Genomic DNA, 23,825 nt, shown 5'->3' with positions numbered 1-23,825 from the left:
GCCGGAGAGTCCGTCCGGCCTCGTTGACCGGGCGGCGGGTCCACCCAGGGCGACGGCGAGGAGGAACTGTGGCTACTTCCGATCACCAGCACGAGGGCCCCGCGGACGGCGGGGCGGCCGGCGAGCCCGGCGTGCACGACGGCGGTGCGGACGGCAGCGCCGAAGGTCCCGCGGACGGCGGCGCGGCGGGCGTTCCCGGTGTGCACGACGGCGGTGCGGACGGCAGCGCCGAGGGCCCCGCGGACGGCGGCGCGGCCGGTGTCCCCGGTGTCCACGACGGTGGCGCCGACGAGGGTGCCGAGGGTCCCGCCGACGGTGGGGCGGCCGGTGTTCCCGGTGTGCACGACGGTGGCGCCGACGGTGGCGCGGACGACGGCGCCGAGGGCCCGGCCGACGGCGGTGCCGCCGGTCAGCCCGGTGTCCACGACGGCGGCGCGGACGGCGGCGCTTGACCGGCCCGGCCGGCGACTCCCGTGATCCCGGCACCCCCAGGGGTGCCGGGATTCTGGGGCGCCGTCTGACCGACCTCGACCCCGACGTCTTCGCGCGGGACGTCTGGTCGCGCACCGCGCTGCTCACTCGCCACGCGAGCGACTTCTCCGACGTGTTCGACGCCGGCGCGGTGGACGAACTCCTCGCGCGCCGGGGCCTGCGCACCCCCTTCCTCCGCGTCGCCAAGAACGGCACCGTGCTCCCCGAGTCGTCCTACACCTCGCCCGGCGGCGTCGGTGCCACCATCGCCGACCAGCTCGACGACACCGCGCTGTGGCGGCTGTTCGCCGACGGCGCCACCCTCGTCCTCCAGGCCCTCCAGCGCACCTGGGAGCCGGTCGGGGAGCTGTGCGCCGGGCTGTGCGCCGAGCTGGGCCACCCGGTGCAGGCCAACGCCTACATCACCCCGCCGCAGAGCCAGGGCTTCGACGACCACTACGACGTCCATGACGTGTTCGTCGTCCAGATCCAGGGCAGCAAGCGCTGGCTGGTCCACGAGCCCGTCCACCGTGATCCGCTCAGGGACCAGCCCTGGACCGACCACCGGGCCGCCGTCGCCGAGGCGGCGGAGGGGCCCGCGTACATCGACACCGTGCTGGAGCCCGGGGACGTCCTCTATCTGCCGCGCGGCTGGCTGCACGCCGCCCGCGCCAAGGGCGAGGTCTCCATCCACCTGACCCTCGGCGTCCACGTCTGGACCCGCTACGCGCTCGCCGAACAGCTCGCCGAGGCCGCCCTCGCCGCGCTCCGCGACGATCCCTGGAGCCGCGCCACGCTGCCGCTCGGCGCCGATGCCACGGCGGAGGTGCTCGACGGCGTCCGCGAGCGCCTCACCGCGGCCGTCGCCGACGCCGACCCCGCCCCGCTGTTCCACCGCACCCGGCGCGGCCAGGGCCGCCCGGCGCCGCTCGGCCCGCTGGCCCAGCTCGCCGCCGTCGACGCCCTCGTTCCCGAGTCGCCCGTACGCCTGCGCGACGCGCTGGAGGCCCGGCTGGAAGGGAGCCGCCTGATGACACGCGTCGGCTGGCTCGACTTTCCCGAGACCGACCTCCCCGCGGTGACGCGCCTGCTCGACGGCGACGTGCGTAGGGCCGGTGACCTCGGGCTCCCCCTCGCCGGACGGCTGCTCCGCGCGGGCGTGCTGGTGCCGGGCGGACAGTAGCGGCCCGGTGACCACCACAGACCGGTTCTTCTGCGCCGACGCCGCCCGGATGCGCGGCGACGCGATCGCGGGCACCGCGCCGCGCGGTACGGTCTGGGTGCTGATCGAGTACCGGGGCGCATGGCCGACCAACGGCTACGACGGCCTCGACCTCGACCCGGTGGTCAAGGCCCACGTCTGGGCCGCCGCGCACGCGGTCCGGGCCCGCATCTTCCTCATCAGGCGGCTCACCCGTCCCAGACCCGAGGGGCCCGGCCGCTGGGCCGTGCTGCACTACGAGCGGTCGGGCGCCTACCGCCAGCGCTGGGGCACCTGGAACAGCGACCAAGACCTCGTGGAGATCGCCGAGGCGCTCCGGACACCGGGCCCCCTCGACGAGCCGCCCGTCGTCCTGGTCTGCGTGCACGGGCAGCACGACATCTGCTGCGCCGTACGCGGCCGGCCCGTGGCGCGGGCGCTCAGCGAGCACTGGCCCAACCTCGTCTGGGAGTGCACCCACGTGGGCGGGGACCGGTTCGCCGCCAACGTCGTCATGGTGCCCGACGGGACGTACTACGGCTGTCTCGACCCCACTTCGGCCGTGGGGGTGGTCGAGGAACACCTCGCCGGACGCATCCACCCCGACTTCCTGCGCGGGTACACCGACCTGGCCCCGCCTCAGCAGGTCGCAGTCGCCGCCCTGCTCGCCCGCTTCGGCCCGGCCGGGCGGCACGACTACACGGTCACCGGCACCGCCCGCGACGGCGACGACTGGCGCGTCCGCGTCGAACTCCACGCCCCCCGCCCGACCGCGTTCGACATCGAGGTGCACGCCCACCGCACGGCCCCCTACCGGCTCACCTGCCGGGGTCCCGTACCGAGCCCCGCGGTCGGCTACGAGGTGCGGTCCATCCACCCGGCCTGACCGGTTGCCTTCGAGTCCACGCGAAGTCCTAGCGTCGTAAGGGGACTTCACCGGAAGGAACACCATGACCAGCACCTGGTTCATCACGGGCACCTCGTCCGGGTTCGGCCGCCTCCTCACCGAGCGGCTGCTCGCACGCGGCGACCGGGTGGCGGCCACCCTGCGCCGCCCCGAGGCCCTGGACGACCTGCGCGCCGAGTACGGCGATCGGCTCTGGACCGCCCGCCTCGACGTCACCGACACCGACCAGGTGGAGAAGGTCGTCGCCGACGCCTTCGCGGACCTAGGCGAGATCGACGTGGTCGTCAACAACGCGGGGTACGGCGTCTTCGCCTCCGTGGAGGAGGCCACCGAGGAACAGATCCGGCGGGTGATCGACACCAACCTGCTCGGCTCCATCCACGTCATCCGCGCCGCGCTGCCCCACCTGCGCGCCCAGGGCCAGGGCCGCATCCTCCAGGTCTCCACCGCGGGCGGCCAGACCACCTACCCCGGCTTCGGCTACTACCACGCCTCCAAGTGGGGCATCGAGGGCTTCTGCGAGACGGTCGCCCGGGAGATCGCCCCCTTCGGCATCACCCTCACCATCGTGGAACCCGGCGCCACCCCGACCGGCTTCGGCACCGCCTGGACACCGCCCCACCCATGCCGGAGTACGCCACCACCCCGGCCGGCGAGACCCGCCAGGCCCTCGCCGACGGCGCCTTCGTCCTGCCCAACGCCCCCGAGAAGATCGCCCAGGCCATGATCGACCTGGTCGACACCGGCGCGGCCCCGCTCCGCCTGCCCCTCGGCTCGGACACCTACGACGACATCCGCGCCTCCCTGACCGCCCGCCTGGCGGAACACGACGCGCACCGGGACACCGCGTACTCGGTGGTCAGCGAGGAAATCGAAGCCACGCAAGAACAAAGGTGACGGGATCTGTCACCTTTGGCGTGCACCGTAGAAGCATGACCAAAGACCTCACCACACCGCTCGCCGGCCGCATCGCACTCGTCGCCGGGGCCACCCGTGGCGCCGGGCGGGCGATGGCCGTCGAGCTGGGCAGCGCCGGAGCCACCGTCTACGTCACCGGCCGCACCACCCGCGAGCGGGCCAGCGAAGTCGGGCGGCCCACCGAGACCATCGAGGAGACGGCGGAGCTGGTCACGGCGGCCGGGGGCACCGGTATCGCCGTACCCACCGACCATCTGGACCCCGAGCAGGTGCGGGCGCTCGTCGGGCGGATCGACCGCGAGCAGGGTCGGCTCGACATCCTCGTCAACGACCTCTGGGGCGGTGAACACCTGCTCGTCAACTCCGTCTTCGGCAAGAAGAGCTGGGAGACCCCGCTCGACGACGGCCTGCGCATCCTGGAACTCGGCGTGCGCTCGCACGTGATCACCGCCGCGCTCGCCCTCCCGCTGCTGATCCGCTCCGACGCCCCGCTGCACGTGGAGGTCACCGACGGCACGGCGGTCTACAACCGCCGGTACCGGGAGAACCTCTACTACGACCTCGCCAAGAACGCCCCCATCCGCATCGCCTTCGGCCTGGGCGAGGAACTCGCGGAGTACGGCGGCACGGCCGTCGCCGTCACGCCCGGCTTCCTGCGCTCGGAGCAGATGCTCGGCCACTTCGGCGTGACCGAGGAGAACTGGCGCGACGCCACCGCCCAGGAACCCGACTTCGCCACGGCCGAGTCGCCCGCCTACCTCGCCCGCGGAATCGCCGCCCTCGCCGCCGACCCCGAGCGCGCCGCCCGCTGGAACGGCAAGTCCACCTCCAGCGCGGAACTCGCCCGGACCTACGACCTGACGGACGCCGACGGCAGCCGGCCGGACGCCTGGGCCTACTTCGAGGAGGTCAAGTTCGGCGGCAAGGAGGGCACCCCCGACGACTACCGCTGACCGGCCACGCCGTACAGCGCGGCGAGGTCCCGCGCATGGGCGCGGAAGCGTTCGCGCAGGCCCTCCGGGGCCAGCACCTCCACGTCCGCGCCCAACTCGCTGAGCTGCGCGAACGCGACCTCCTCCGACTCCACCGGCAGCTCGACCCTGACCCGGCCGTCGGCGTCCGGCCCGCTCGCGGACGCCAGCGCCTCGGCGACCCCGGCCGGGTCCGCGACGGCGGGCAGGCGGCCGAGCCCGCGCCCGGTCAGGCGCAGGGTGGCCGTCGTCCGCAGCAGCGTGCGGGCGAAGGCCTCCGCGTTCGCCCGCCAGTGCTCGGTCAGGTCGAAGCCGGGGTCGCGGACGAAGGGTTCGTCGTCGGTGGGGGAGAGGGCCGTGACCCGGTCGACGCGGTACGTGCGCCAGGCGCCGTCCCGCCCGGCCGGGACCCGGCCCACGACGTACCAGACGCCCGCCTTCAGGACGAGCCCGTACGGCTGCAGCAGGCGGGTCACCGCGTCGACCCGGCCCGGCCGCGCGTAGGTGATCCGGACGGTGCGGTCGGACCACACCGCGCGGGCCAGCTCCGGCAGCAGCTCGGGTGTCGACGGCTCGCGGAACCAGGCCGGGGCGTCCAGGTGGAAGCGGCGCACCGAGGACTCGGCCGCCGCGCGGAGCGAGGGGAGCAGGGTGGCGGAGAGCTTCAGCCGGGCGGTGTCCGCCGCGTCGGACAGGCCGAGGTCGCGCAGGGCGGTGGGCAGGCCGGAGAGGTAGAGGGTCTCGGCCTCGGTGGGGTGGAGGGTGGTCAGCCGGGTGCGGTGGCCCGGCGCCAGGTGGTAGCCGCCCGCGCGGCCGCGTTCGGCGCGGATGGGGACGCCCGCCTCCTGGAGCGCCTGGGCGTCGCGGATCACCGTACGCCGGGAGACGTCCAGTTCACGGGCGAGGGCGTCGGCGGTCAGGCCGGGACTGGACTGGACGAGAAGCGCCATGCGGATCAGACGGGCGGCACGCATGGGTCAAGCATCGTGCACCGGGGAGGCGGGGGCGTCCCGCGCCTCCCCGGCCGGGGGCGTTCAGGACCGGGCGAAGTCGCGCGGCCGGAACTTCCGCTCCTTCAGATGCCGTTCGATGTCCTCCAGGCTGCGCCCGGTGAGTTCCGGCATCCTCCGCCACACGAACAGCCAGGCGGCGACGTTGAAGAGGGCGTAGATCCAGAACACCTGGCCCACACCGAAGGCGCTGATCATGGTCAGCAGGGTGAGGGTGATCAGCAGGTTGGTGCTCCACAGGGTGGCCGACTGCACGCTGGTGGCGGCCGACCGCACCGACAGCGGGTGGATCTCCGAGCCGGTGAGCCAGCCCATGAGCTGGAGACCGCCGGCGTTGAAGAACATGAAGGCCAGCAGGCAGCCCACGATCGCCGGGACGTAGGCACGGGTGCCGTGGCCGGTGACGTACAGGGCGCCGAGGGCGAACAGGCTGAGCGCGGCGCCGGGCACCATGATCAGAGTGAGCCTGCGACGGCCGACCTTGTCGACGATCCACAGGCCGACGATCATCATCACCAGGTAGACCACGCCGAGGGCCACGCTGATCCGCAGCGCGTCGGCCTGCGGGAAGCCGTTGTCGGTGAGGATGGTCGGGGCGTAGTAGATGATCATCTCGATGCCGGAGAGCTGGGTGAAGGCCGCGATGCCGCAGCCGACGATCAGCGCCGGGCGCACCCACGGCTGCCGTAGCCCGCGCCAGCCCCGCCGGGCACGGTCGGTGTCCTCCTGCTGCCTGGCCAGGCCGGTGATCTCGTCCAGCTCGGCCTCCACGTCGTAGCCCTCGGGACGCAGCTCCTCGAGCACCTCGCGCGCCCGGTCCGCACGCCCGTGGCGCAGGATCAGCCAGCGGGGACTCTCCGGCAGCCGCAACTGGCCCAGCAGCATCAGCAGGGCCGGTACGGCGGCCGCGCCGATCGCCACCCGCCAGGACACGGCCTCGCTCGCGCCGACGATGGTGGCGATGACGATGCCCGCGCCGATGGCGAGCTGGAAGCAGAGCACCAGCCGCCCGCGGATCGCCATGGGCGCCAGCTCGGCCACGTACATCGGCACGGTCTGGGTGGCGCCGCCGACGGCGAAACCGAGCAGGACGCGGGCGAGGGCGAGCCCCACCGCGTTGGGGGCGAAGGCGCAGGTCAGGCTGCCCGCGATGAAGATCCCGCAGATCAGCAGGATGGTGCGGTGCCGCCCGAAGCGCTCGCACAGCCGGCTGCACACCAGGGAGCCGATCACGGCGCCGAGCAGGATGCCGGCCGCGATGGTCTCCTTCATGGTGCTGCCGATGTGGAACTCCTCGGAGATCTGGAGCAGCGCGCCGGAGATGATGCCGGTGTCGTAGCCGTAGAGCAGTCCGCTGATCGCCGACACGACGGCCGCCATCAGCATGTGCCCGTTCAGGCCGCCCGCTCCGGAGCCGTCCGTCCGGCGGGTCTCCCCTGTTGTCCTTCTTTCGTGTGAGCCGCTCGGGCGGCGGTCATCCACGCTCTGCACTGACACCGTGATCCATTCCTTCGTATCCGGGTCTCTCGGCGCCCGGACTCGGGAACGTCTGCCCTGACGAGAGCGGGTGATGCACCCGAAAGGGGCGGACCGTCCCAGTTGATGACGTGGCGTGTTCGCGTGGACACGCAATGTTGTCATGGGTCAAGCGATGCGGAATGCTCGTGCGCATGTGTTTCCAGCAACAACACGAGGGGGGCGGAACGGGAGTGTCCGCCTCCGCGCAGCGAGGCTCGGTATGGGTGATGGAGCTGCGCGGGGAACTCGACGTGGCGTTCATCGACCGTGTCGAGCGCGCCACCGCCGACGTCCTGCGGCTCTTCCCCGGCCCGCTCGTGTACGACCTCCGGCACCTGAGCTTCGCGGACTCCCTGCTCGTCAACCACCTTCTCGCCATCCGGCGGCAGCGCCCGGTCGGGCTGGTGGGCACCAACCGGTTCATGGACCGCATGCTGCAAGTGACCGGCACCGCCGAGGTGTTGCCCACCTTCCCCAGCCCGGAGGCCGCCGAGGCCGGGCTCACGCGCGCACGGTAGCGCCCTGGGTGCGCGCCGGCGCGGTCTCCGGCAGGCGCCAGGTGCACAGCGCGCTGGCCAGGCCGGCCGCCGCCATGTACCCGGCCAGGTACCAGGGCCGGTCGCCGCCCGCGCCGACCAGCAGGGTGGCGATGAAGGGCGAAGTCCCCGCGAAGATCACGCCGTTGATCTCGCGCACGAACACCAGCCCGCTGTAACGGACCTCGGTGGGCAGCGACTCGGCGTAGAAGGTGCCCGCGACCGCGAAGATCGAGTTGAGGAAGAGGGCGAACGCGACGGTGATCGCCGTGTAGATCAGCCAGGGTTCCCGCGTGTCCACCATCAGGAAGAACGGGTACGCGAACAGTGTGATCGCCACGGCCCCGCCGATCATCACCGGCTTGCGCCCGACCCGGTCGGACAGCGCGCCCGCCAGCGGGATGGTGAGGATCGAGACGGCCGAGGCGATGGTGATGCCGAGCACGGCCGTGCCGGACGACAGGCCGAGCTGGTTGGTGAGGTAACTCGGCAGATAGCCCTGGATCGCGTACGAGGCGATGGCCGTGGCGCAGCCGGAGCCGATGAGCAGCGCGATCGCCTTGGGCCGGGCCTTGATCGCGGCGAGCACGGGCAGCTTCTCGCGCCTGCCGCTGTCGCGGGCCGCCTCGAACTGCTCCGTCTCCGGCGCCGCGTTACGGGTCAGCAGCGCGATCACCACGACCAGGGCACTGGCCAGGAAGGGGATGCGCCAGCCCCAGCTCAGGAAGTCGTCCTCGGGCAGCGTGGAGACGGCGGCGACCGCGCCGGACGCGATGACCACGCCGATGAACTCGCCCGCGCCGGGCAGTGATCCGTAGAAGCCGCGCCTGTGCTCCTGGGCGGCCTCCGTCGACATGACGTACGCGCCGCCGAGTTCGGCGCCGACGCCGAAGCCCTGCATCATCCGGCACAGCACGAGCAGTACCGGGGCCCAGACGCCGATCTGGTGGTACGTGGGCAGCGCGCCGATGGCCAGCGTGCCCGCGCCCATCAGGACCACGGTGAGGATCAGCACCGGGCGGCGGCCCACCCGGTCCCCGAGGTGGGCGAGGAGCAGCCCGCCGACCGGGCGTACCGCGAAGCCGAGTCCGAAGGTGGCGAAGGACGCCAGGGTGGCCGCGAAGGGGGAGATCGACGGGAAGAAGATCTTGTTGAAGACGATCGCGGCGCAGGCGCCGAAGAGGAAGAAGTCGTACCACTCCAGGATCGACCCGACGACACTCGCGGCGGCCGTTCTGCGCTGACGTGCTCGTGCGCTCAGCGGCGCGCGCGGGGCGGATTCCTGGCGGGCGGATGCGCTCGTCGTCGGGCTCATCGCACTCCCTTTCACCATCGGTCGGGGACTCGTGCGCCCTGCATGTTGCAACATGTGCACGCCTGTTGCGCAAGGGCTGCTAATGTTCTTCACGGCCACAGCCGCATGTCAATGGAGGGGATGGCGATGACCGGTACGACGGTCTGCCTCGGCGAGACGATGGCGCAGGTCACCCCGGCCGACGGCGAAGGACTGGAACGCAGCCGGGAGTTGCGGCTCGCCGTTGCGGGGGCCGAGTCGACGGTGGCGCAGTACCTGGCCGACCTGGGGCACCGGTCGGCGTGGGTGAGCCGGGTCGGGGACGACCCGCTCGGGCGGCGGATCGTCGCGGTGGTCGCCGGGTGTGGGGTGGACGTCGGTGGAGTCCGGGTCGACCCGGACGCGCCAACCGGCCTCTACCTGAAGGACCCTGGGCCGGACGGCACCCGGGTGCACTACTACCGGCGCGGCTCGGCCGCCTCCCGGATGGGGCCCACGGATGCCGAGCGCGTCGACCTGGCCGGGGCCAGGCTGCTGCATCTGACGGGAATCACGCCCGCGTTGTCGGAGGGATGCGCGGAGCTGGTGGAGCTGCTCATGGAACGGGCTTCGCAGGCGGGGGTGTTGGTGTCCTTCGACGTGAACCATCGATCGGCGCTGTGGAGTTCGCTGGAGCACGCGGCGACGGCATTGCGCGACCTGGCCCGCCGGGCCGACCTCGTGTTCGTCGGCCGGGACGAGGGTGAGCGGCTGTGGGGAGCCGCCACGGCGGAGGAGATCCATGCCCACCTCGCGCCTCGCGGCACGCTGGTCGTGAAGGACGGCGAGGTCGGAGCCACCGAATTCGCGGGGACTGGGCGGAAGTTCGTCCCCGCCCCCGCCATCGAGGTCATCGAGGCGGTCGGCGCCGGAGACGCCTTCGCCGCCGGTTACCTGAGCGGATTCCTGCACGGTTCGGGCTCCGCCGAGCGGCTCGCCCTCGGTCACCGCCTGGCCGGGCGCACCCTGCGCAGCATCGAGGACTATGTGCCCGCCGACACCTTGGAAGGGACCTGAGCCATGTCACAGACGGTGAGACGGGCCATCGACATCCTGGAGTTCATCGCCCGAGGACCCCGTACCCAGACCGAGGTGGGCGACCATCTCGGCGTGCACCGGTCGACCGCGCTGCGCATCCTGGAGTCGCTGACCGACGGCGGACTGGCGCGGCGGCTGCCCGACGGGCGGTACGCGGTGGGGCACCGGCTCGCCGGACTCGCCCAACTCGCCCTGGAGCAGTTCGGGCTCAAGGAGATCGCGGCCGGCCACCTGCGCACGCTGGGCGAACACTGCGGGCACACCGTGCACCTGGCCGCGCTGGAGGGCGGGCAGATCGTCTACGTCGACAAGGTCGACCCGGTGGACGGAGTACGCCTGTACTCCCAGATCGGCCGCCCCGTGACCTTGCACACCGCCGGTGTCGCCAAGGCGATCCTCGCCCACGTACCGCGCCCCACCGCCGAAGCCCTGCTCGCCACCTGCGACTTCGCCCCGCACACCGGCACCACGATCACCGACCCGGCCGCCTACCGGAAGGCGCTGGACGAGACCCGCGCGCGCGGCTTCGCCGTGGACGACGGCGAGTACGAGGACTACGTGAACTGTGTCGCCGTACCCGTACGGGACAGCGGCGGCGACGTGATCGCGGCGGTCTCCGTGACCGCGCTCAAGGCGAAGGCGGACCTGACCGCGCTGGAGCGGGACGTGCTGCCCGAGCTGACGACCACCGCAGAGACGATCTCCAGGGAGCTGGGATGGCGACCGTGAACCCCCTGTCCTTCGACCGGATCTTCGCGAAGGCGCCCGTGATGGCGATCCTGCGCGGGATGCCGCTCGAAAAGTCCGTCCAACTGGCCACCCGCGCCTGGGACCTGGGCATCGAGTGCGTCGAGGTGCCGGTGCAGAGCCGGGAGGCCGCGGAGGTCCTCGCCGCCGTGGTGGCCGCGGGCGCCGAGCGCGGCAAGCCGGTCGGCGCGGGCACCGTCACCACGGCGGAGCGGCTGGCGTGGGCGGTGTCGGCCGGAGCGGCCTTCACCGTGGCGCCGGGGTTCGACGCCGAGGTGGCGCGGGCCAGCCTCGACGCCGGGCTGCCACATCTGCCCGGCGTGGCGACGGCCACCGATGTGCAGGCGGCGCGGGCACTGGGCCTGGACTGGCTGAAGGCGTTCCCGGCGAGCGTGCTCGGCCCCGACTGGTTCCGCGCCATGCGCGGGCCCTTCCCCGAGGTGCCGTTCGTGGCCACCGGTGGCATCGACGCGTCGAACGCGGCCGCGTACCTGGCGGCGGGTGCCAAGGTCGTCGCCGTCGGCTCGGCACTCGAAGATCCCGAGCAACTCCACTCCCTGGCCGCCCTCTTGAAGCCCTGAACCAACCGCACTCAGACAGGAGCCGCCGCACCCATGAAGATCACCACACTCACGACCTACCTCGTCGCCCCCCGCTGGCTCTTCCTGAAGATCGAGACGGACGAGGGGATAACCGGCTGGGGCGAGCCCGTGGTCGAGGGCCGCGCCCACACTGTCGCCGCCGCCGTCGACGAACTCGCCGATCACCTCATCGGCCAGGACCCGCTGCGCATCGAGGACCACTGGCAGGTCATGACCAAGGGCGGCTTCTACCGGGGCGGGCCCGTCCTGTCGTCCGCCGTGTCCGGCATCGACCAGGCACTGTGGGACATCAAGGGCAAGTACCACGGTGTCCCGGTGCACGACCTGCTCGGTGGCGCCGTCCGGGACCGGATGCGGATGTACTCCTGGATCGGCGGCGACGACCCGAGCGAGGCCGCTGAGCACGCGGCCCAGCGCCTCGAACAGGGCTACCGTGCCGTGAAGATGAACGTCGGCGGTCGGCTCAAGCACCTGGAGACCTCCCGCGAGATCGACGCCGTCCTCGCCCGCGTCGCCTCCGTGCGCGAGGTGATGGGCGAGGACGGGGACGTCGCCATCGACTTCCACGGCCGCACCTCGCCCGCCCTCGCCAAGCAGCTCGCCCGCGCCCTGGAGCCGCTCCGGCCGATGTTCATCGAGGAGCCGCTGCTGCCCGAACTCACCTCTCAGTACGCCGAGTTCACCGCCGCCACCAGCATCCCGGTCGCCACCGGCGAACGCCTCTACTCCCGCTGGGACTTCGACCCGGTACTGCGCTCCGGCGTCGCGCTCGCCCAGCCCGACCTCTCGCACGCCGGCGGCATCTCCGAGGTGCGCCGGATCGCGGCCCAGGCCGAGGTGCACGGCGTGGGACTCGCCCCGCACTGCCCGCTGGGCCCCATCGCCCTCGCGGCCTGCCTCCAGGTGGACTTCGCCAGCCCGAACGCCTTCATCCAGGAGACCAGCCTCGGCATCCACTACAACGTCGGCTCCGATCTCGGCGACTACCTCGTCGACACCTCCGTCTTCGACTTCGACACCACCGACGGCCACATGGCCCGGCTGACCGCGCCCGGCCTCGGCATCGAGATCGACGAGGACGCCGTCGCCAAGGCCGCGGAGAAGGGCCACCGTTGGCACAACCCGGTGTGGCGGCACACGGACGGCTCCTTCGCGGAGTGGTGAGCCCGGCATGACGAAGGGGGTGACGGCCCATCTGGTCCAACCAGTTGACCAGCCCCCGGCCGTCACCCACTCTGTTCGCCATGACTCCCTTACCCGTGCGGCGTGAGGCGGTCTCCGACCAGCTCTACGCCGTACTCCGCGACCGGATTCTCGGCGGCACGCCCCCGCCCGGCGCCCCGCTCACCGCCGAACGCGACCTCGCGGCCGAGTTCGGGGTGAACCGGCACGCGGTCCGCGAGGCCGTGAAGCGGCTCCAGCAGGCCCGGCTGATCGAGGTCAGCCACGGCGGCCGCACCCTTGTCCTGGACTGGCGGCGCACCGCCGGACTCGACCTCGCCCTGGGCATCGCGGCGGCCGACAGCGGCCCCACGATCGCCGAACTCACCCGTGACGCACTGGAGATGCGCGCCTGCATCGGGGCCGACGCCGCCCGGCTGTGCGCGCTGCGCTGCTCCGACCGGGCCGCCTCGCACATCGTGGAGAGCGCGAGCCGGTACGCCGTACAGGGCCCGGATCTGGATGAGTTGGCCGAGGCGGACGTCGCGTGGTGGCGGCTGATCGTGGAGGGCTCCGGGAACATCGCCTACCTGCTGGCCTTCAACAGCCTGGTCACCGGCGCGCTCCCGGTCGCGGAAGTACCGGACGCCCTGCGTGCCGACGAACTCCTGGATGTGGAGGCCCACTTGCGGCTCGGCACGCTGATCGCCGCCCGTGAGTCCCACGCCGCCGAACGGCTCGCCCGCGAGCTGCTGTCCCGCAGCGTCCCCACCGAAGCCCCGGAAGCGGTGAAACCGACATGATCCCGGCCGTCGTCTACGCGATACCCGCGTTCGTGCTCCTGGTCCTCGTGGAGGCGCTGTCGTACCGCTTCCTCCCCGACGACGACGAACGCGGCTACGAGCTGCGCGACACCGTCACCAGCATGTCCATGGGCGCCGGGAGCCAGGTGATCGGGCTGCCGTGGAAGGCGGTGACGGTCGTGGTGTTCGCCGCCGCCTTCACCGCCGCCCCCTGGCACCTCTCCCCGGCCTCCCCGTGGACCTGGCTGCTGCTGTTCTTCGCCGACGACCTGGCGTACTACGTCTTCCACCGCGCCCACCACCGGGTGCGGGTGCTGTGGGCGAGCCATGTGGTGCACCACTCCAGTCTGCGCTTCAACCTGTCGACCGCGCTCCGGCAGAGCTGGACGCCGATGACGACGCTGCCGTTCTGGCTGCCGCTCGCGCTGCTCGGCGTACCGCCGTGGATGATCCTGCTCCAGCAGTCGGTCAGCCTGATCTACCAGTTCTTCCTGCACACCGAGCGGGTGGACAAGCTATGGCGCCCGGTGGAGTGGGTCTTCAACACCCCGTCCCACCACCGCGCGCACCACGGCTCCAACCACGTCTACCTGGACCGCAATTACGGCGGCATCCTCATCGTCTGGGACCGCCTGCTGGGCACCTTCGAGGCCGAGGGCGAGCGTGTGGTCTACGGCCTGACCAAGAACATCGAGACCCACCACCCGCTCCGCGTCGCCTTCCACGAGTACGCGGCCACCTGGCGCGACGTCCGCGCGGCCCGCACCTGGCGCGACCGCGCCGGGTATCTGCTGGGCCCGCCCGGCTGGGCACCGGCGCCGCGCTGACTCAGGCGATCGGCGGCAACGGGCGGTCCGTGTCCGCGACACGGGTGAGCCGGGCGGTGACCGGTGCGAGGAGCGGGGAGGTGAGGGCCCGCATGACCAGCGTCCGCAGGGCGAGCCCGAGCCGGGTCCGGGGGTAGGCGAGCCGTACGACGCCGGGCGGGAGCTTCTGCACGGAGTCGACCAGCGGCCGCATCCAGCTCTCGTACGCGGTGAGGGCGGCCTCGGTGTCCGCGGCGGAGAGACAGGCGGCCAGGACGTAGCCGCTGGTCAGCGCGAGTGACGCGCCGCCTCCTCCCATGGGGGTGACACACCAGGCGGCGTCGCCCACGAGGCAGACCCGGCCACGGTGCCAGGTGGGCATGCGGATCTGGGTGAGACCGTCGATGTACACGTCCTCGGAGGCGTCGAACCCGTCCAGCACACGCTCCGCCTCCCAGCCCGCGCCGGCATACCGGGTGCGGACGCGGGCCAGCGCCTGGTCGCGGTCGAGCGAGGCGAGGTCCTCGTCACGGGGGTAGGAGAGGATGGCGCGGGTGGTGCCGTGGTTGTCGGGCCGCAGATGGACCTGCCGGCCGCCGACCGTGCTGTACCAGCGCCAGCGGTCGTCGTCGGCTTCGGTGCGCGGGATGGTGCCGAACACCATGTCGACCCCGAGCGCGCGGCGGTCCACCAGCCCGTCGAAGAGCCGGTCCCGGGTGGCCGAGCGGACGCCCTCGGCGATCACGAGGAGGTCCGCGCGGAGGACGCGGCCGGCTGCGGTGGTGACGGTGACCGAGTCGTCGTCCTCGTCCTCGGCGGTGTCACTGATCGTGTCGCCGTAGACGATCTCGACGCCGTCGGGCAGGTGGTCGAGGATGGCGCGGGCGAAGTCGCCGCGCAGGACCTCCAGTTCGGCCGTGGCGCCGTCCGGCCCGTCGGAGGGCAGTTCGGCGGTCACCCTGCCCCGCCCGTCCACGAACACCGCACCGGTCTCGGTGGTGTTCAGCGCCTTCACCGCGTCGAAGAGCCCCATCCGGTCCAGCACCTCGCGCGCGACGCCCCGCACGTCCACGTTCTGCCCACCGTCGCGGAAGGCGGGCGCGCGCTCGACCACGGTGACCTCCCAGCCGGTGCGGCGCAGCCAGTAGGCGGCGGAGAGACCGGCGATGCTGGCACCGGAGACGAGGGCATGGGGAGTGACGTGGTTCCTCATGGCTACCCCTTCGCCTGTCGTGGCCCGAGCGGATGCGGCCCGTTTTCCGCGTCTTCCAGGCTGTCGCCGGTGGACAGCATGATCGACCGCGACGACTTCGCGGCCCGGCATGACCCCGGCCACGTACGCCGCCCCCCTCGCGGACACCGCCCGCAAGGGGGTTTCGTTGGCAGAGGTGGCGTCAGAAGTCGTAAGGCTTCTCGGTGTTCCAGTTCAGCACGTCGGCCTCGTTCCAGGTGAACTTCGGCTTCTCGCCCTTGGTGTCGACGGAGTAGAAGGGCCCGGTGTGGCCGTCCGAGCCGCGCAGCGCGATGGCGAACGACTGCGCCGTGTGGTTCTTCGAGCCGTAGTCGAAGAGGTTCACCGCGCTGTACGCCTTGCCTCCGGGCGGGAGCGTGATGTGCTTGTCGCCGCCCGGATTGTCCTTCTTCGAGTGCGGCAGCGTGGCAGCGTCGACGTCCCCGCCGAGCTTCACGGCCGGGTACGAGGTGACCCAGCAGGGCGTGTTGCCCTCGTTCGACGCGGTGACGAGCAGGTGGTCGCCCTGCTCACCCGCGAACCGGTGCACCGCGGTGACCAGCATCTCGTCTCCGCGGCACTGCCGAGCGGCGGCCGTGGTGTCCTTGTTCGAGACGGTCGCCGAGCGCGCCCCCTCCCCGCGGCCACCCGTGCTGCCGGCGCCTTCCCCGCTGCCCTTGCTCAGCGAGGTACCGGCGGTGTGGTCGTCGCCTGCCGCCTTCGAACCGTCGTCGGAGCCGCCGCAGGCGGTCAGGCCGAGCGCCAGCGCGGCGGTGGCGGCGGCCAGGGCGGCGGAACGGGTGGTACGGCGGGCACGTTGCGTGGTCATGATGAAAACTCCCCCATGGTCTGTCGGTACACGGCACCCTCCTGCGGGAGCAGGAGGGTGCCGCCTCGGCTGTTTCGCTGCACCCCGTGAGATGACGCCGGGGTGGGCGTCGTTCACCGAGGTATGTCCGTATTCGGTAACGAGGCGGTCGGGCCGCGGGCACGCCGGTTTTCCTCGCCGCCCCTCTGCGGCGACGGCGAAACCTGAAGACGGCCGCCTTTTCATGCGACTCGTTGTAAAGTGTGGAGATAGCACTTGACCTGCAAAAACGCAGGCAGGGAGCCTACATCTCGGAGTGTTTCGATGCTGCGCACCATGTTCAAGTCCAAGATCCACCGTGCCACCGTCACCCAGGCCGACCTGCACTACGTGGGATCGGTGACGATCGACGCCGAGCTGCTGGAGGCGGCCGATCTGCTGCCCGGCGAGCTGGTGCACATCGTGGACATCACCAACGGCGCCCGCCTGGAGACATACGTCATCGAGGGCGAGCGCGGGTCCGGGGTGATCGGGATCAACGGAGCCGCCGCGCACCTCGTACAGCCCGGCGACCTGGTGATCATCATCAGCTACGCTCAGGTCTCCGACGCCGAGGCGCGGGATCTGAAGCCCAGGGTCGTGCATGTCGACGGGGACAACCGGATCGTGTCCCTCGGCGCCGACCCGTCCGAGCCCGTACCCGGCTCCGACCAGCAGCGCAGTCCGCAGGCCGTTTCGGCCTGAGCGTGGACGACGAACAGGAGCGTGCGTGCCCATGAGTGGTGTCGAGATCCGTGACGACCGGGCGGCGGGCCGCCTCGAGGCCGTCGCCGGAGGCGAAGTCGTCGGGCGCATCGAGTACTTCGTGCTGGAATCGCCCGCGCGCGCTCTGGTTCCCGTTCACACCATCGTGGAGCCCGCCCACGAGGGCAAGGGCATCGCGGGGTCGCTCGCCCGTGAGCTGTACGCGCTCGCGGGGCGGGAGGGAGTGCCCGTCGCTCCGCTGTGCCCCTACGTCGTCTCCTGGGCCGAGCGGCATCCCGACGAGGCTCCCGCCGCCGATCCCGCGCTGGTCGCTGCCGCGAAGGAGCAGGTGCGTCGCTGACCGCGGGGGAGTGGGGTGGTGTGCGGCGGGTAGTCGGGAGGTGGTCACCATGAAGTCCGGCGACCGCACGGAGGCAGTCATGACCCAGCCGAACCCCGACCCAGTCCCCCCGGCACCCGGCCCTGGCCCCGGCCCCACCCCGCCGGACCCGTACCCCACCCCGGTGCCGCCGCCCGAGCCCGGCCCCGAGCCGACGCCTCCGGTCCCCGGCCCGGGGCCCACTCCTCCGGCGCCGGGCCCGGTGCCTCCCGGCCCCGCCCCGTCGCCCGTCCCGCCGGGTCCGGAGCCCGTACCGAACCCGGAGCCCGGCCCGCCCCTGAGTCGATGAGCGGGATGTACGGGCCGGCTCCTCGGTACCCGTGGGTGCCGTCGCGACCGAGCAGCCCCTCGAAAGGCCCCCAGCACGGGCAAGGGCGCCGCCAGGGTCATCCCTGGCGGCGCCCTTGCCCGTCATCGCGTCCACGCCGGGCCGACGTGCTGCGGGAGCGAGCGCGCACCCGCACTCCGGGCGTCAGCCCGAGACTCGCACCCGCCGATCCGCCGGAGGCTTACGCCTCGACCTCCTCCCGGCCCCCACCCCACAGCGTGTGGAAGGCCCCCTCCTTGTCCACCCGCCGATACGTGTGCGCACCGAAGTAGTCCCGCTGGCCCTGGGTCAGCGCCGCCGGCAGGCGGTCCGCGCGCAGGGCGTCGTAATAGGCGAGGGCGGCCGAGAAGCCGGGGGCCGGTACGCCCTGGCGGGTCGCCGCGACGAGGACCTCCCGCCAGTCGTCCTGCGCGTCCGCGATCTCCCGGGCGAAGGTCTCGTCGGAGAGGAGGCTCGGCAGGTCGGCGCGGGCGTCGTACGCGGCGCGGATGCGGTCGAGGAAGGCGGCGCGGATGATGCAGCCCCCGCGCCAGATCGCGGCGACCTCACCGAGGTCGATGTCCCAGTCGTACTCCGCGCTGCCGGCGGCGATCTCGTGGAAACCCTGGGTGTACGAGACGATCTTGGAGGCGTACAGCGCCTGCTCCACCTTGTCCGCGAAGGCGGCGGCCTCCTCCCTGCTCAGCGGCGTCGGCTTCGGTCCCACGAGGTCCCGCGAAGCCTCCCGCAGCGCCGCGTGCCCGGAGAGGGAGCGGGCGAAGACGGCCTCGGCGATGCCCGACACCGGCACGCCCAGGTCGAGCGCGATCTGCACCGTCCAGCGCCCGGTGCCCTTCTGCTCGGCCTGGTCGACCACCACGTCCACGAACGGCTTGCCGGTCTCCGCGTCCACGTGGGACAGCACCTCGGCGGTGATCTCGATCAGGTAGGAGTCCAGCCGTCCCTGGTTCCAGGTACGGAAGATGTCCGCGATCTCGGCGGGCGAGTACCCGGCGACATCGCGCAGCAACTGGTACGCCTCGCCGATGAGTTGCATGTCGGCGTACTCGATGCCGTTGTGCACCATCTTCACGAAGTGGCCGGCGCCGTCGGGACCCACGTGCGTCACGCAGGGGGCGCCGTCGTCCGCCTTCGCGGAGATCTTCTCCAGCATCGGGCCCAGCGAGTCGTACGACTCCACCGAGCCGCCCGGCATGATGCTCGGCCCGTGGAGCGCGCCCTCCTCGCCGCCGGAGATACCGGTGCCCACGAAGTGGATGCCCTGCTCGCGCAGCTCCCGCTCCCGGCGCCGGGTGTCCGCGAAGTGCGCGTTGCCCCCGTCGATGATCATGTCGCCGGGCTCCAGCAGCGGCGCGAACTCCTCGATCACCGCGTCCGTCGGCTCACCGGCCTTCACCATGATCACGAGTCGGCGCGGCCGCTCCAGCGCCTCCACGAACTCCTTGGCGGTCTCGGCGGGGACGAACTCGCCCTCGCCCCCGAACTCCTCGACCAGCTCGCGCGTCTTCGACGCCGTGCGGTTGTGGACGGCGACCGTATAGCCGTTGCGCGCGAAGTTCCGGGCGAGATTGCGGCCCATGACCGCCAGGCCCGTGACGCCGATCTGCGCGTGTGTGCTCATACCGCCTGCTCCCTAGCTGCGTCGTTGCTGCGGCTCCGTCGGTGGGGGCCCTGCGGCCCATCCTGTCGCGCCGCCCCGGCGAGCGCACATCCGGCTCGCCAGGCATCAGTACGGACGTGGCACCCGTCTCGGCTCACTTCACGGGGTGCCGGACAGCTCCGACCTCAACCAAAGCCCGTCTCCGGCCACTTGAACCCAGGACAGGCCGGATTCCGCTCTTGTCCTGGCCTGTTCCCGGCGCTTACTTTTGCCCCTCCTGACGCATGTCGAGGGGATTTCGGACCATGGCCGTACGCGGCCGGCATCGCCGGTACCAGCCGAGCAGGATCAACCGCGCCTCACTCACCGTCACCGCCGGCGGCGCCGGACTCGCCATCCCGCTGGTCGCGGCGGGTACCGCGGACGCGGCGGACGCCTCCACCTGGAACAAGGTCGCGGCCTGCGAGTCCAGCGGCAACTGGAGCATCAACACCGGCAACGGCTACTTCGGCGGCCTCCAGTTCACCCGCTCCACCTGGGAGGCGTACGGCGGCACCCGGTACGCGCCCCGCGCCGACCAGGCCACCCGGGCGCAGCAGATCGCCGTCGCCGAGAAGGTCCTCGACGGCCAGGGTCCCGGCGCCTGGCCCGCCTGCGGCCCGCGCGCCGGACTCGCCCGCGGGGGGAACGCGCCCCGCACCGAGAGCGCGCCGAGCCGTCCGGCCAGGTCGGCCACGCAACAGGCGAGACCCGCCGCCGCCCAGGACGTACGGCCGCAGACCACCCCGCAGTCCCGTGCCGGCCGCGCCGAGATGTACACCGTGGTACGCGGCGACACGCTGTCCGGCATCGCCGGGGAACACCGGGTGCGGGAAGGCTGGCGCGGCCTCTACGAGGACAACCGCACCGTCATCGGCGCCGATCCCGACCTGATCGTCCCCGGCCAGCGGCTCAGCCTGCACGGCGCCGCCAAGGCACCCGTCACGGCCGCGCCGAAACACCGGACGCACCCGCAGAAGACCGAGAAGAAGGCCGCGCCGAAGCCGCAGCGCAAGGCCGCCACCGAGCACAAGACGTCTTCGAGCCACTCGGGGCACACCGTCGTCGCCCCCGTGCACGCCTCCATCGGCACCAGCTACCGCACGGCCGGCTCGCACTGGTCGAAGGGCTACCACACCGGCGTCGACTTCCTGGTGCCCACCGGCACCTCGGTCCATGCCATCTCCAACGGCCTGGTGGTCTCGGCCGGCTGGGGTGGTTCGTACGGCTATCAGGTCGTCGTACGGCACAACGACGGCCGCTACTCGCAGTACGCCCACCTCTCCGCGATCTCCGTACGGTCCGGTCAGAGCGTGAGCGCCGGCCAGCGCCTCGGCCGGTCCGGTGCGACCGGCAACGTCACCGGTCCCCACCTGCACTTCGAGGTGCGCACCGGGCCCGGCTTCGGCAGCGACGTCGACCCGGTCGCCTACCTCCGGGCACACGGCGCCCAGCTCTGACGGTCAGGCGCACAGGGGAACGTCGGGCAGGGAACGAGGGCCGGCGGGGGTGCCCCCGTCGTCGTCGTCCCGGTCGCGCCCGGCGTCCTCGGCCTCCACGGAGGCGAGCACCGGGGCGGCCGGGTCCACCGGCCACCTCGACCCCGGCACGGCCGGCCCGCGCGCGGCGTCCGAGTGGACAGCGGGCGCCGACGCCTCCCGGCCCGCCGGGCCGCTCAGCCGCTCCGTCGTCAGCAGGATCAGCCCGCCGCCCGTCACCACCGCGCAGCCCAGCGCCAGGACCGTGCCCGTGGTGCCGTGCCGGAAGGTCTCGCCGAACAGGACGATGCCGACGACGGCGGCCAGCACCGGGTTGACCACGGTCAGCGTGGCCAGGGGCGCGGCGAGGCCGCCGTCCCGGTAGGCCGACTGGGAGAGGAAAACCCCGGCCGCCGAGAGGACGCCGATCACGCCGAGGGACGGCAGCCCGGCGAGACCGGCGCCCGCGCTCCAGTCGACGGCGACCGTCTTGGTGAACACCGACGACATGCCGAACGCCGCACCCGCGCCGGTCGCCAGCAGCACGCTGCGCACCGCCGGATGCCGGTGCGCGGCCCGCGCCGCCGCCATCAGCGCGACGATCGCACCGCCCGTCACCAGCGCCAGCGCCGTCCGCTGCGCCGGCCCCAGGGAGCCCGCGCCGGAGGCACCGATCAATGAGAGCAGGCCCGCGAGACCGGCCGTCGCCATCACCGCGCCCCGCCAGGCCGTCGCCCCGGCGCCGCGGCCGACGAACAGCGCCGCCATGGGCAGTGCGAAGACGATGGTCAGCGCGCCCAGCGGCTGGACCAGGCTCAGCGGGCCGAAGGCCAGCGCCACGACATGCAGCACCCCGCCCAGGCCGTTCAGCCCCAGCGCCGCCCACCACCCCGGCCTGCGCAGCGGCGCGAACCGCTCACCGGAGCAGGAGTCCGCGACGCGCTCCTGCACGACGGCACCGCCCGCGTACGCGACGGCGGAGACGAAGGACAGCAGCACGGACAACGCGAGGGCGCTCATCTGCGGCTCCCCGCGTCGTGTCCCAGCGGCAGGCGGGCCCGGCTCAGGGCACGGTCGGCTTCCATGCCGACACTCTGCCCGCTCGTGCCCGATCAGTCGTCGTCCCTGAGCACGCGATGAGTCCTACTGCCGATGGAGTACGAAGGCGCCCCGCTCATCCCCAAGGGGGGTGACCGGACGCCCGCCCACTTGGGGACTGGTACAAGTGCTGACCGTGGAACTCGACCCCGGCCTCACCGCGTTGCGCCCGCTCGGCGGCTTCTTCGTCCTGCGCACCGGCGGTCCCGCAGACCTGAGCGCGCCTCCTCTCGACCAGACATACGCGGGACGGTTGACGGGCGTTCAGACCGACGCCCTCGCGGAGAGGGTGGCCGTCGTCGCGGACCGGCTGGGCGTGCGTGAGCCCCGCGTCTGCGCCTCCCTGGCCCAGCAGGGCCTCGCCGCCCGCCTCTGGTCGGCCGCGCTCGCCTGCGCCGCGCTGTACGGCCAGGTGCCCGACCTGGACCCACGCCTGCTGCGCTGGGACGCCGCCGTCACCGCCCCCGACGACCTGTGGCTGACCGAGGTCCGCCCGCTGCCCGGCGACCCCGGCACCCTCGCCGACACCGTGCTGCACGCCCACCTGGAGCCCCTAGGGGAAGCCCTGACCCGCCGGTACGGGGTCGCCCCCGGCCTGCTGTGGGGCAACGCCGCCTCCGCCCTCGCCGGAGCGGCACGGCAACTGGACCAGTGGGCCCGCCTCAACACCCGTACGGACATCGCCGAAAGGGCGGCCGACCTCACCAACGCCCTCTTCGCGCACCCCCTGTTGCGCGACACCGGAGTCCGCTCGGGCAACGGGTTCCGCCGCCGAAGCTGCTGCCTCTACTACCGGGTTCCCGGCGGAGGCGTCTGCGGGGACTGCTGCTTCAGCCGCCCGCCGGGCTCTTCCCCGCGCGCCGCTTCTGGGTGACCATGAAGGGAACTGCCGCCGAAACCCAGGGGGTCACCGGGTGCGAGTGGGACTGCTGACGCGTGAGTACCCCCCGGATGTCTACGGCGGTGCGGGCGTCCATGTGGAGTTCCTGGCCCGCGAGCTGGCCGAACTCGTGGACCTGGAGGTGCACTGCTGGGGCGAGGGCAGAGGCGTCGGCGTCGTACGGCACCGCCCGTGGCCCGTGCTCGACGGCTCCAACGACGCCCTGCGCACCTTCTCCGTGGACCTCTCCATGGCCGCCGCCCTTCAGGGCAGCGACCTCGTCCACTCCCACACCTGGTACGCGGGCCTCGCCGGCCACCTCGCCAAGCTGCTCTATGGCATCCCGCACGTGACGACCGCGCACTCGCTGGAGCCGCTGCGCCCCTGGAAGGCCGAGCAACTGGGCGGCGGCTACGCCCTGTCGAGCTGGGCCGAGCGCACCGCGATCGAGTCGGCGGACGCCGTGATCGCCGTGTCCGGCGCCATGCGCGACGACATCCTCGCCTGCTACCCGGCGCTGGACGCGGACCGCGTGCACGTCGTGCACAACGGCATCGACACCCGCCTGTACCGCCCCGACCCCGGCACCGACGCCCTGCGCAGGCACGGCATCGACCCGGAGCGGCCGTACGTGCTGTTCGTCGGCCGCATCACCCGGCAGAAGGGCGTCCCCCAACTGCTGCGCGCCGTACGGGAGATCGACCCCCGAGCCCAGGTCGTGCTCTGCGCGGGCGCCCCCGACACCCCGGAGATCGACCGGGAGTTCCGGGACCGCTTCCAGGAACTCAGCGCCGTCCGGGCCGGGGTCTTCTGGATCCCGCAGATGCTGCCGCGCGCCGAGGTCGTCCAACTCCTCACCCACGCGGCCGTGTTCGTGTGCCCCTCGGTCTACGAGCCGCTCGGCATCGTCAACCTGGAGGCCATGGCCTGTGGCACCCCGGTCGTCGCCTCCCGCGTGGGGGGCATCCCCGAGGTCGTCGACGACGGCCGCACCGGACTGCTCGTCGACACCGACGGCGACTTCGAGGGGAACCTCGCCCGCGCGCTCGACTCCGTGCTCGCCGACCCGGTGGCCGCGCGGCGGATGGGGGAGGCCGGACGGGCCCGCGCCGTGGGGGAGTTCGGCTGGGACGCGGTGGCCCGGCGCACGGCGGGACTGTACGAGGAGATCCGCAAGCAGGCTTAGCCGGGCCCCTG

The 23,825-nt window shown here is 72.6% G+C and carries 25 protein-coding genes; 18 read left to right on the top strand and 7 right to left on the bottom strand.

Features of this window, described 5'->3' with window-relative positions:
* Positions 1–68: 68 nt before the first annotated feature.
* The 6 genes from OG448_RS03510 (at position 69) to OG448_RS03485 (ending at position 4,450) form a co-directional block, all read left to right on the top strand.
* Positions 69–452: a BatC protein gene (locus OG448_RS03510; RefSeq protein WP_405551458.1), complete on the top strand. Its 384-nt coding sequence runs from the start codon at positions 69–71 to the stop codon at positions 450–452.
* Complete coding sequence (locus OG448_RS03505; RefSeq protein WP_405551457.1) at positions 449–1,654, top strand: cupin domain-containing protein; 1,206 nt, start codon at positions 449–451, stop codon at positions 1,652–1,654. The genes OG448_RS03510 and OG448_RS03505 overlap by 4 nt, the downstream gene beginning before the upstream one ends.
* A 7-nt stretch (positions 1,655–1,661) precedes the next feature.
* On the top strand, positions 1,662–2,558 hold the full coding sequence (locus OG448_RS03500; RefSeq protein WP_405551456.1) for a sucrase ferredoxin: 897 nt from the start codon (positions 1,662–1,664) through the stop codon (positions 2,556–2,558).
* A gap of 64 nt (positions 2,559–2,622) precedes the next feature.
* Positions 2,623–3,306 (top strand): SDR family oxidoreductase, encoded by a 684-nt coding sequence (locus tag OG448_RS03495; RefSeq protein ID WP_405551455.1) that lies wholly within the window; start codon positions 2,623–2,625, stop codon positions 3,304–3,306.
* On the top strand, positions 3,303–3,476 hold the full coding sequence (locus OG448_RS03490; RefSeq protein ID WP_405551454.1) for a hypothetical protein: 174 nt from the start codon (positions 3,303–3,305) through the stop codon (positions 3,474–3,476). The genes OG448_RS03495 and OG448_RS03490 overlap by 4 nt, the downstream gene beginning before the upstream one ends.
* 35 nt (positions 3,477–3,511) lie before the next feature.
* Positions 3,512–4,450 carry an SDR family oxidoreductase gene (locus OG448_RS03485; protein WP_405551453.1) on the top strand — a complete coding sequence of 313 codons (939 nt, stop codon included), beginning with the start codon at positions 3,512–3,514 and terminating at the stop codon, positions 4,448–4,450.
* On the opposite strand, the gene OG448_RS03480 is transcribed toward OG448_RS03485, so the two are convergent.
* Positions 4,441–5,442, bottom strand: coding sequence for a helix-turn-helix transcriptional regulator (locus tag OG448_RS03480; RefSeq protein WP_405551452.1), 1,002 nt, complete (start codon positions 5,440–5,442; stop codon positions 4,441–4,443). The two genes, OG448_RS03485 and OG448_RS03480, sit on opposite strands and share 10 nt — an antisense overlap.
* A 60-nt stretch (positions 5,443–5,502) precedes the next feature.
* Complete coding sequence (locus OG448_RS03475) at positions 5,503–6,864, bottom strand: sugar porter family MFS transporter (RefSeq protein ID WP_405551451.1); 1,362 nt, start codon at positions 6,862–6,864, stop codon at positions 5,503–5,505.
* Between the two features lie 323 nt (positions 6,865–7,187).
* Here OG448_RS03475 and OG448_RS03470 point away from each other — a divergent pair, with 323 nt between their 5' ends.
* The gene (locus OG448_RS03470) at positions 7,188–7,514 is read left to right on the top strand and encodes an STAS domain-containing protein (RefSeq protein ID WP_405551450.1); all 327 of its coding nucleotides are present in this window, start codon (positions 7,188–7,190) and stop codon (positions 7,512–7,514) included.
* Here OG448_RS03470 and OG448_RS03465 read toward each other — a convergent pair.
* Positions 7,498–8,847 (bottom strand): MFS transporter, encoded by a 1,350-nt coding sequence (locus OG448_RS03465; RefSeq protein ID WP_405551449.1) that lies wholly within the window; start codon positions 8,845–8,847, stop codon positions 7,498–7,500. The two genes, OG448_RS03470 and OG448_RS03465, sit on opposite strands and share 17 nt — an antisense overlap.
* A 126-nt stretch (positions 8,848–8,973) precedes the next feature.
* On the opposite strand from OG448_RS03465, the gene OG448_RS03460 reads away from it, so the two are divergent.
* From OG448_RS03460 to OG448_RS03435, 6 genes are all read left to right on the top strand, one after another.
* Positions 8,974–9,882: a sugar kinase gene (locus OG448_RS03460; protein ID WP_405551448.1), complete on the top strand. Its 909-nt coding sequence runs from the start codon at positions 8,974–8,976 to the stop codon at positions 9,880–9,882.
* 3 nt (positions 9,883–9,885) lie between these two features.
* Positions 9,886–10,632 carry an IclR family transcriptional regulator gene (locus OG448_RS03455; RefSeq protein ID WP_405551447.1) on the top strand — a complete coding sequence of 249 codons (747 nt, stop codon included), beginning with the start codon at positions 9,886–9,888 and terminating at the stop codon, positions 10,630–10,632.
* Positions 10,620–11,231 (top strand): bifunctional 4-hydroxy-2-oxoglutarate aldolase/2-dehydro-3-deoxy-phosphogluconate aldolase, encoded by a 612-nt coding sequence (locus OG448_RS03450; RefSeq protein ID WP_405551446.1) that lies wholly within the window; start codon positions 10,620–10,622, stop codon positions 11,229–11,231. Before OG448_RS03455 ends, OG448_RS03450 begins: the two co-directional genes overlap by 13 nt.
* A gap of 33 nt (positions 11,232–11,264) precedes the next feature.
* Positions 11,265–12,416, top strand: coding sequence for a galactonate dehydratase (gene dgoD, locus OG448_RS03445; protein ID WP_405551445.1), 1,152 nt, complete (start codon positions 11,265–11,267; stop codon positions 12,414–12,416).
* 80 nt (positions 12,417–12,496) lie between these two features.
* Positions 12,497–13,216 carry a FadR/GntR family transcriptional regulator gene (locus OG448_RS03440; RefSeq protein ID WP_405551444.1) on the top strand — a complete coding sequence of 240 codons (720 nt, stop codon included), beginning with the start codon at positions 12,497–12,499 and terminating at the stop codon, positions 13,214–13,216.
* On the top strand, positions 13,213–14,043 hold the full coding sequence (locus OG448_RS03435) for a sterol desaturase family protein (protein ID WP_405551443.1): 831 nt from the start codon (positions 13,213–13,215) through the stop codon (positions 14,041–14,043). Before OG448_RS03440 ends, OG448_RS03435 begins: the two co-directional genes overlap by 4 nt.
* A 1-nt stretch (position 14,044) precedes the next feature.
* Here the strand turns inward: OG448_RS03435 and OG448_RS03430 are convergent, their stop codons facing one another.
* Positions 14,045–15,235, bottom strand: a complete 1,191-nt coding sequence (locus OG448_RS03430) for an FAD-dependent monooxygenase (protein WP_405551442.1) — start codon at positions 15,233–15,235, stop codon at positions 14,045–14,047.
* 181 nt (positions 15,236–15,416) lie between these two features.
* Positions 15,417–16,082, bottom strand: coding sequence for a DUF4232 domain-containing protein (locus tag OG448_RS03425; RefSeq protein ID WP_405551441.1), 666 nt, complete (start codon positions 16,080–16,082; stop codon positions 15,417–15,419).
* Positions 16,083–16,385: 303 nt separating this feature from the next.
* On the opposite strand from OG448_RS03425, the gene panD reads away from it, so the two are divergent.
* Both panD and OG448_RS03415 read left to right on the top strand, forming a co-directional pair.
* Entirely contained in the window at positions 16,386–16,805 is a 420-nt protein-coding gene (panD, locus tag OG448_RS03420) for an aspartate 1-decarboxylase (RefSeq protein WP_405551440.1), read from the top strand.
* Positions 16,806–16,836: 31 nt separating this feature from the next.
* Positions 16,837–17,166: a GNAT family N-acetyltransferase gene (locus OG448_RS03415; protein ID WP_405551439.1), complete on the top strand. Its 330-nt coding sequence runs from the start codon at positions 16,837–16,839 to the stop codon at positions 17,164–17,166.
* Positions 17,167–17,714: 548 nt separating this feature from the next.
* On the opposite strand, the gene gndA is transcribed toward OG448_RS03415, so the two are convergent.
* Positions 17,715–19,154: an NADP-dependent phosphogluconate dehydrogenase gene (gene gndA, locus OG448_RS03410; RefSeq protein WP_405551438.1), complete on the bottom strand. Its 1,440-nt coding sequence runs from the start codon at positions 19,152–19,154 to the stop codon at positions 17,715–17,717.
* Positions 19,155–19,438: 284 nt separating this feature from the next.
* Between gndA and OG448_RS03405 the strand changes: the two genes are divergently transcribed.
* Positions 19,439–20,632, top strand: a complete 1,194-nt coding sequence (locus OG448_RS03405; RefSeq protein WP_405551437.1) for a transglycosylase family protein — start codon at positions 19,439–19,441, stop codon at positions 20,630–20,632.
* Positions 20,633–20,635: 3 nt separating this feature from the next.
* Here OG448_RS03405 and OG448_RS03400 read toward each other — a convergent pair whose 3' ends face one another.
* Positions 20,636–21,670, bottom strand: coding sequence for a DMT family transporter (locus OG448_RS03400; protein ID WP_405551436.1), 1,035 nt, complete (start codon positions 21,668–21,670; stop codon positions 20,636–20,638).
* A gap of 214 nt (positions 21,671–21,884) precedes the next feature.
* On the opposite strand from OG448_RS03400, the gene OG448_RS03395 reads away from it, so the two are divergent.
* Positions 21,885–22,622: a (2Fe-2S)-binding protein gene (locus OG448_RS03395; protein WP_405558655.1), complete on the top strand. Its 738-nt coding sequence runs from the start codon at positions 21,885–21,887 to the stop codon at positions 22,620–22,622.
* A 40-nt stretch (positions 22,623–22,662) separates the two neighbouring features.
* Positions 22,663–23,814, top strand: a complete 1,152-nt coding sequence (gene glgA / locus OG448_RS03390) for a glycogen synthase (protein ID WP_405551435.1) — start codon at positions 22,663–22,665, stop codon at positions 23,812–23,814.
* The last annotated feature ends 11 nt before the right edge of the window (positions 23,815–23,825 follow it).

The sequence above is a fragment of the Streptomyces sp. NBC_01171 genome, from assembly GCF_045039805.1.
In the GTDB taxonomy this organism is placed as follows: Bacteria; Actinomycetota; Actinomycetes; order Streptomycetales; family Streptomycetaceae; genus Streptomyces.
The sequence above is the reverse complement of the archived record's forward strand: the minus strand, read 5'-3'. Positions and strand labels throughout refer to the sequence as shown.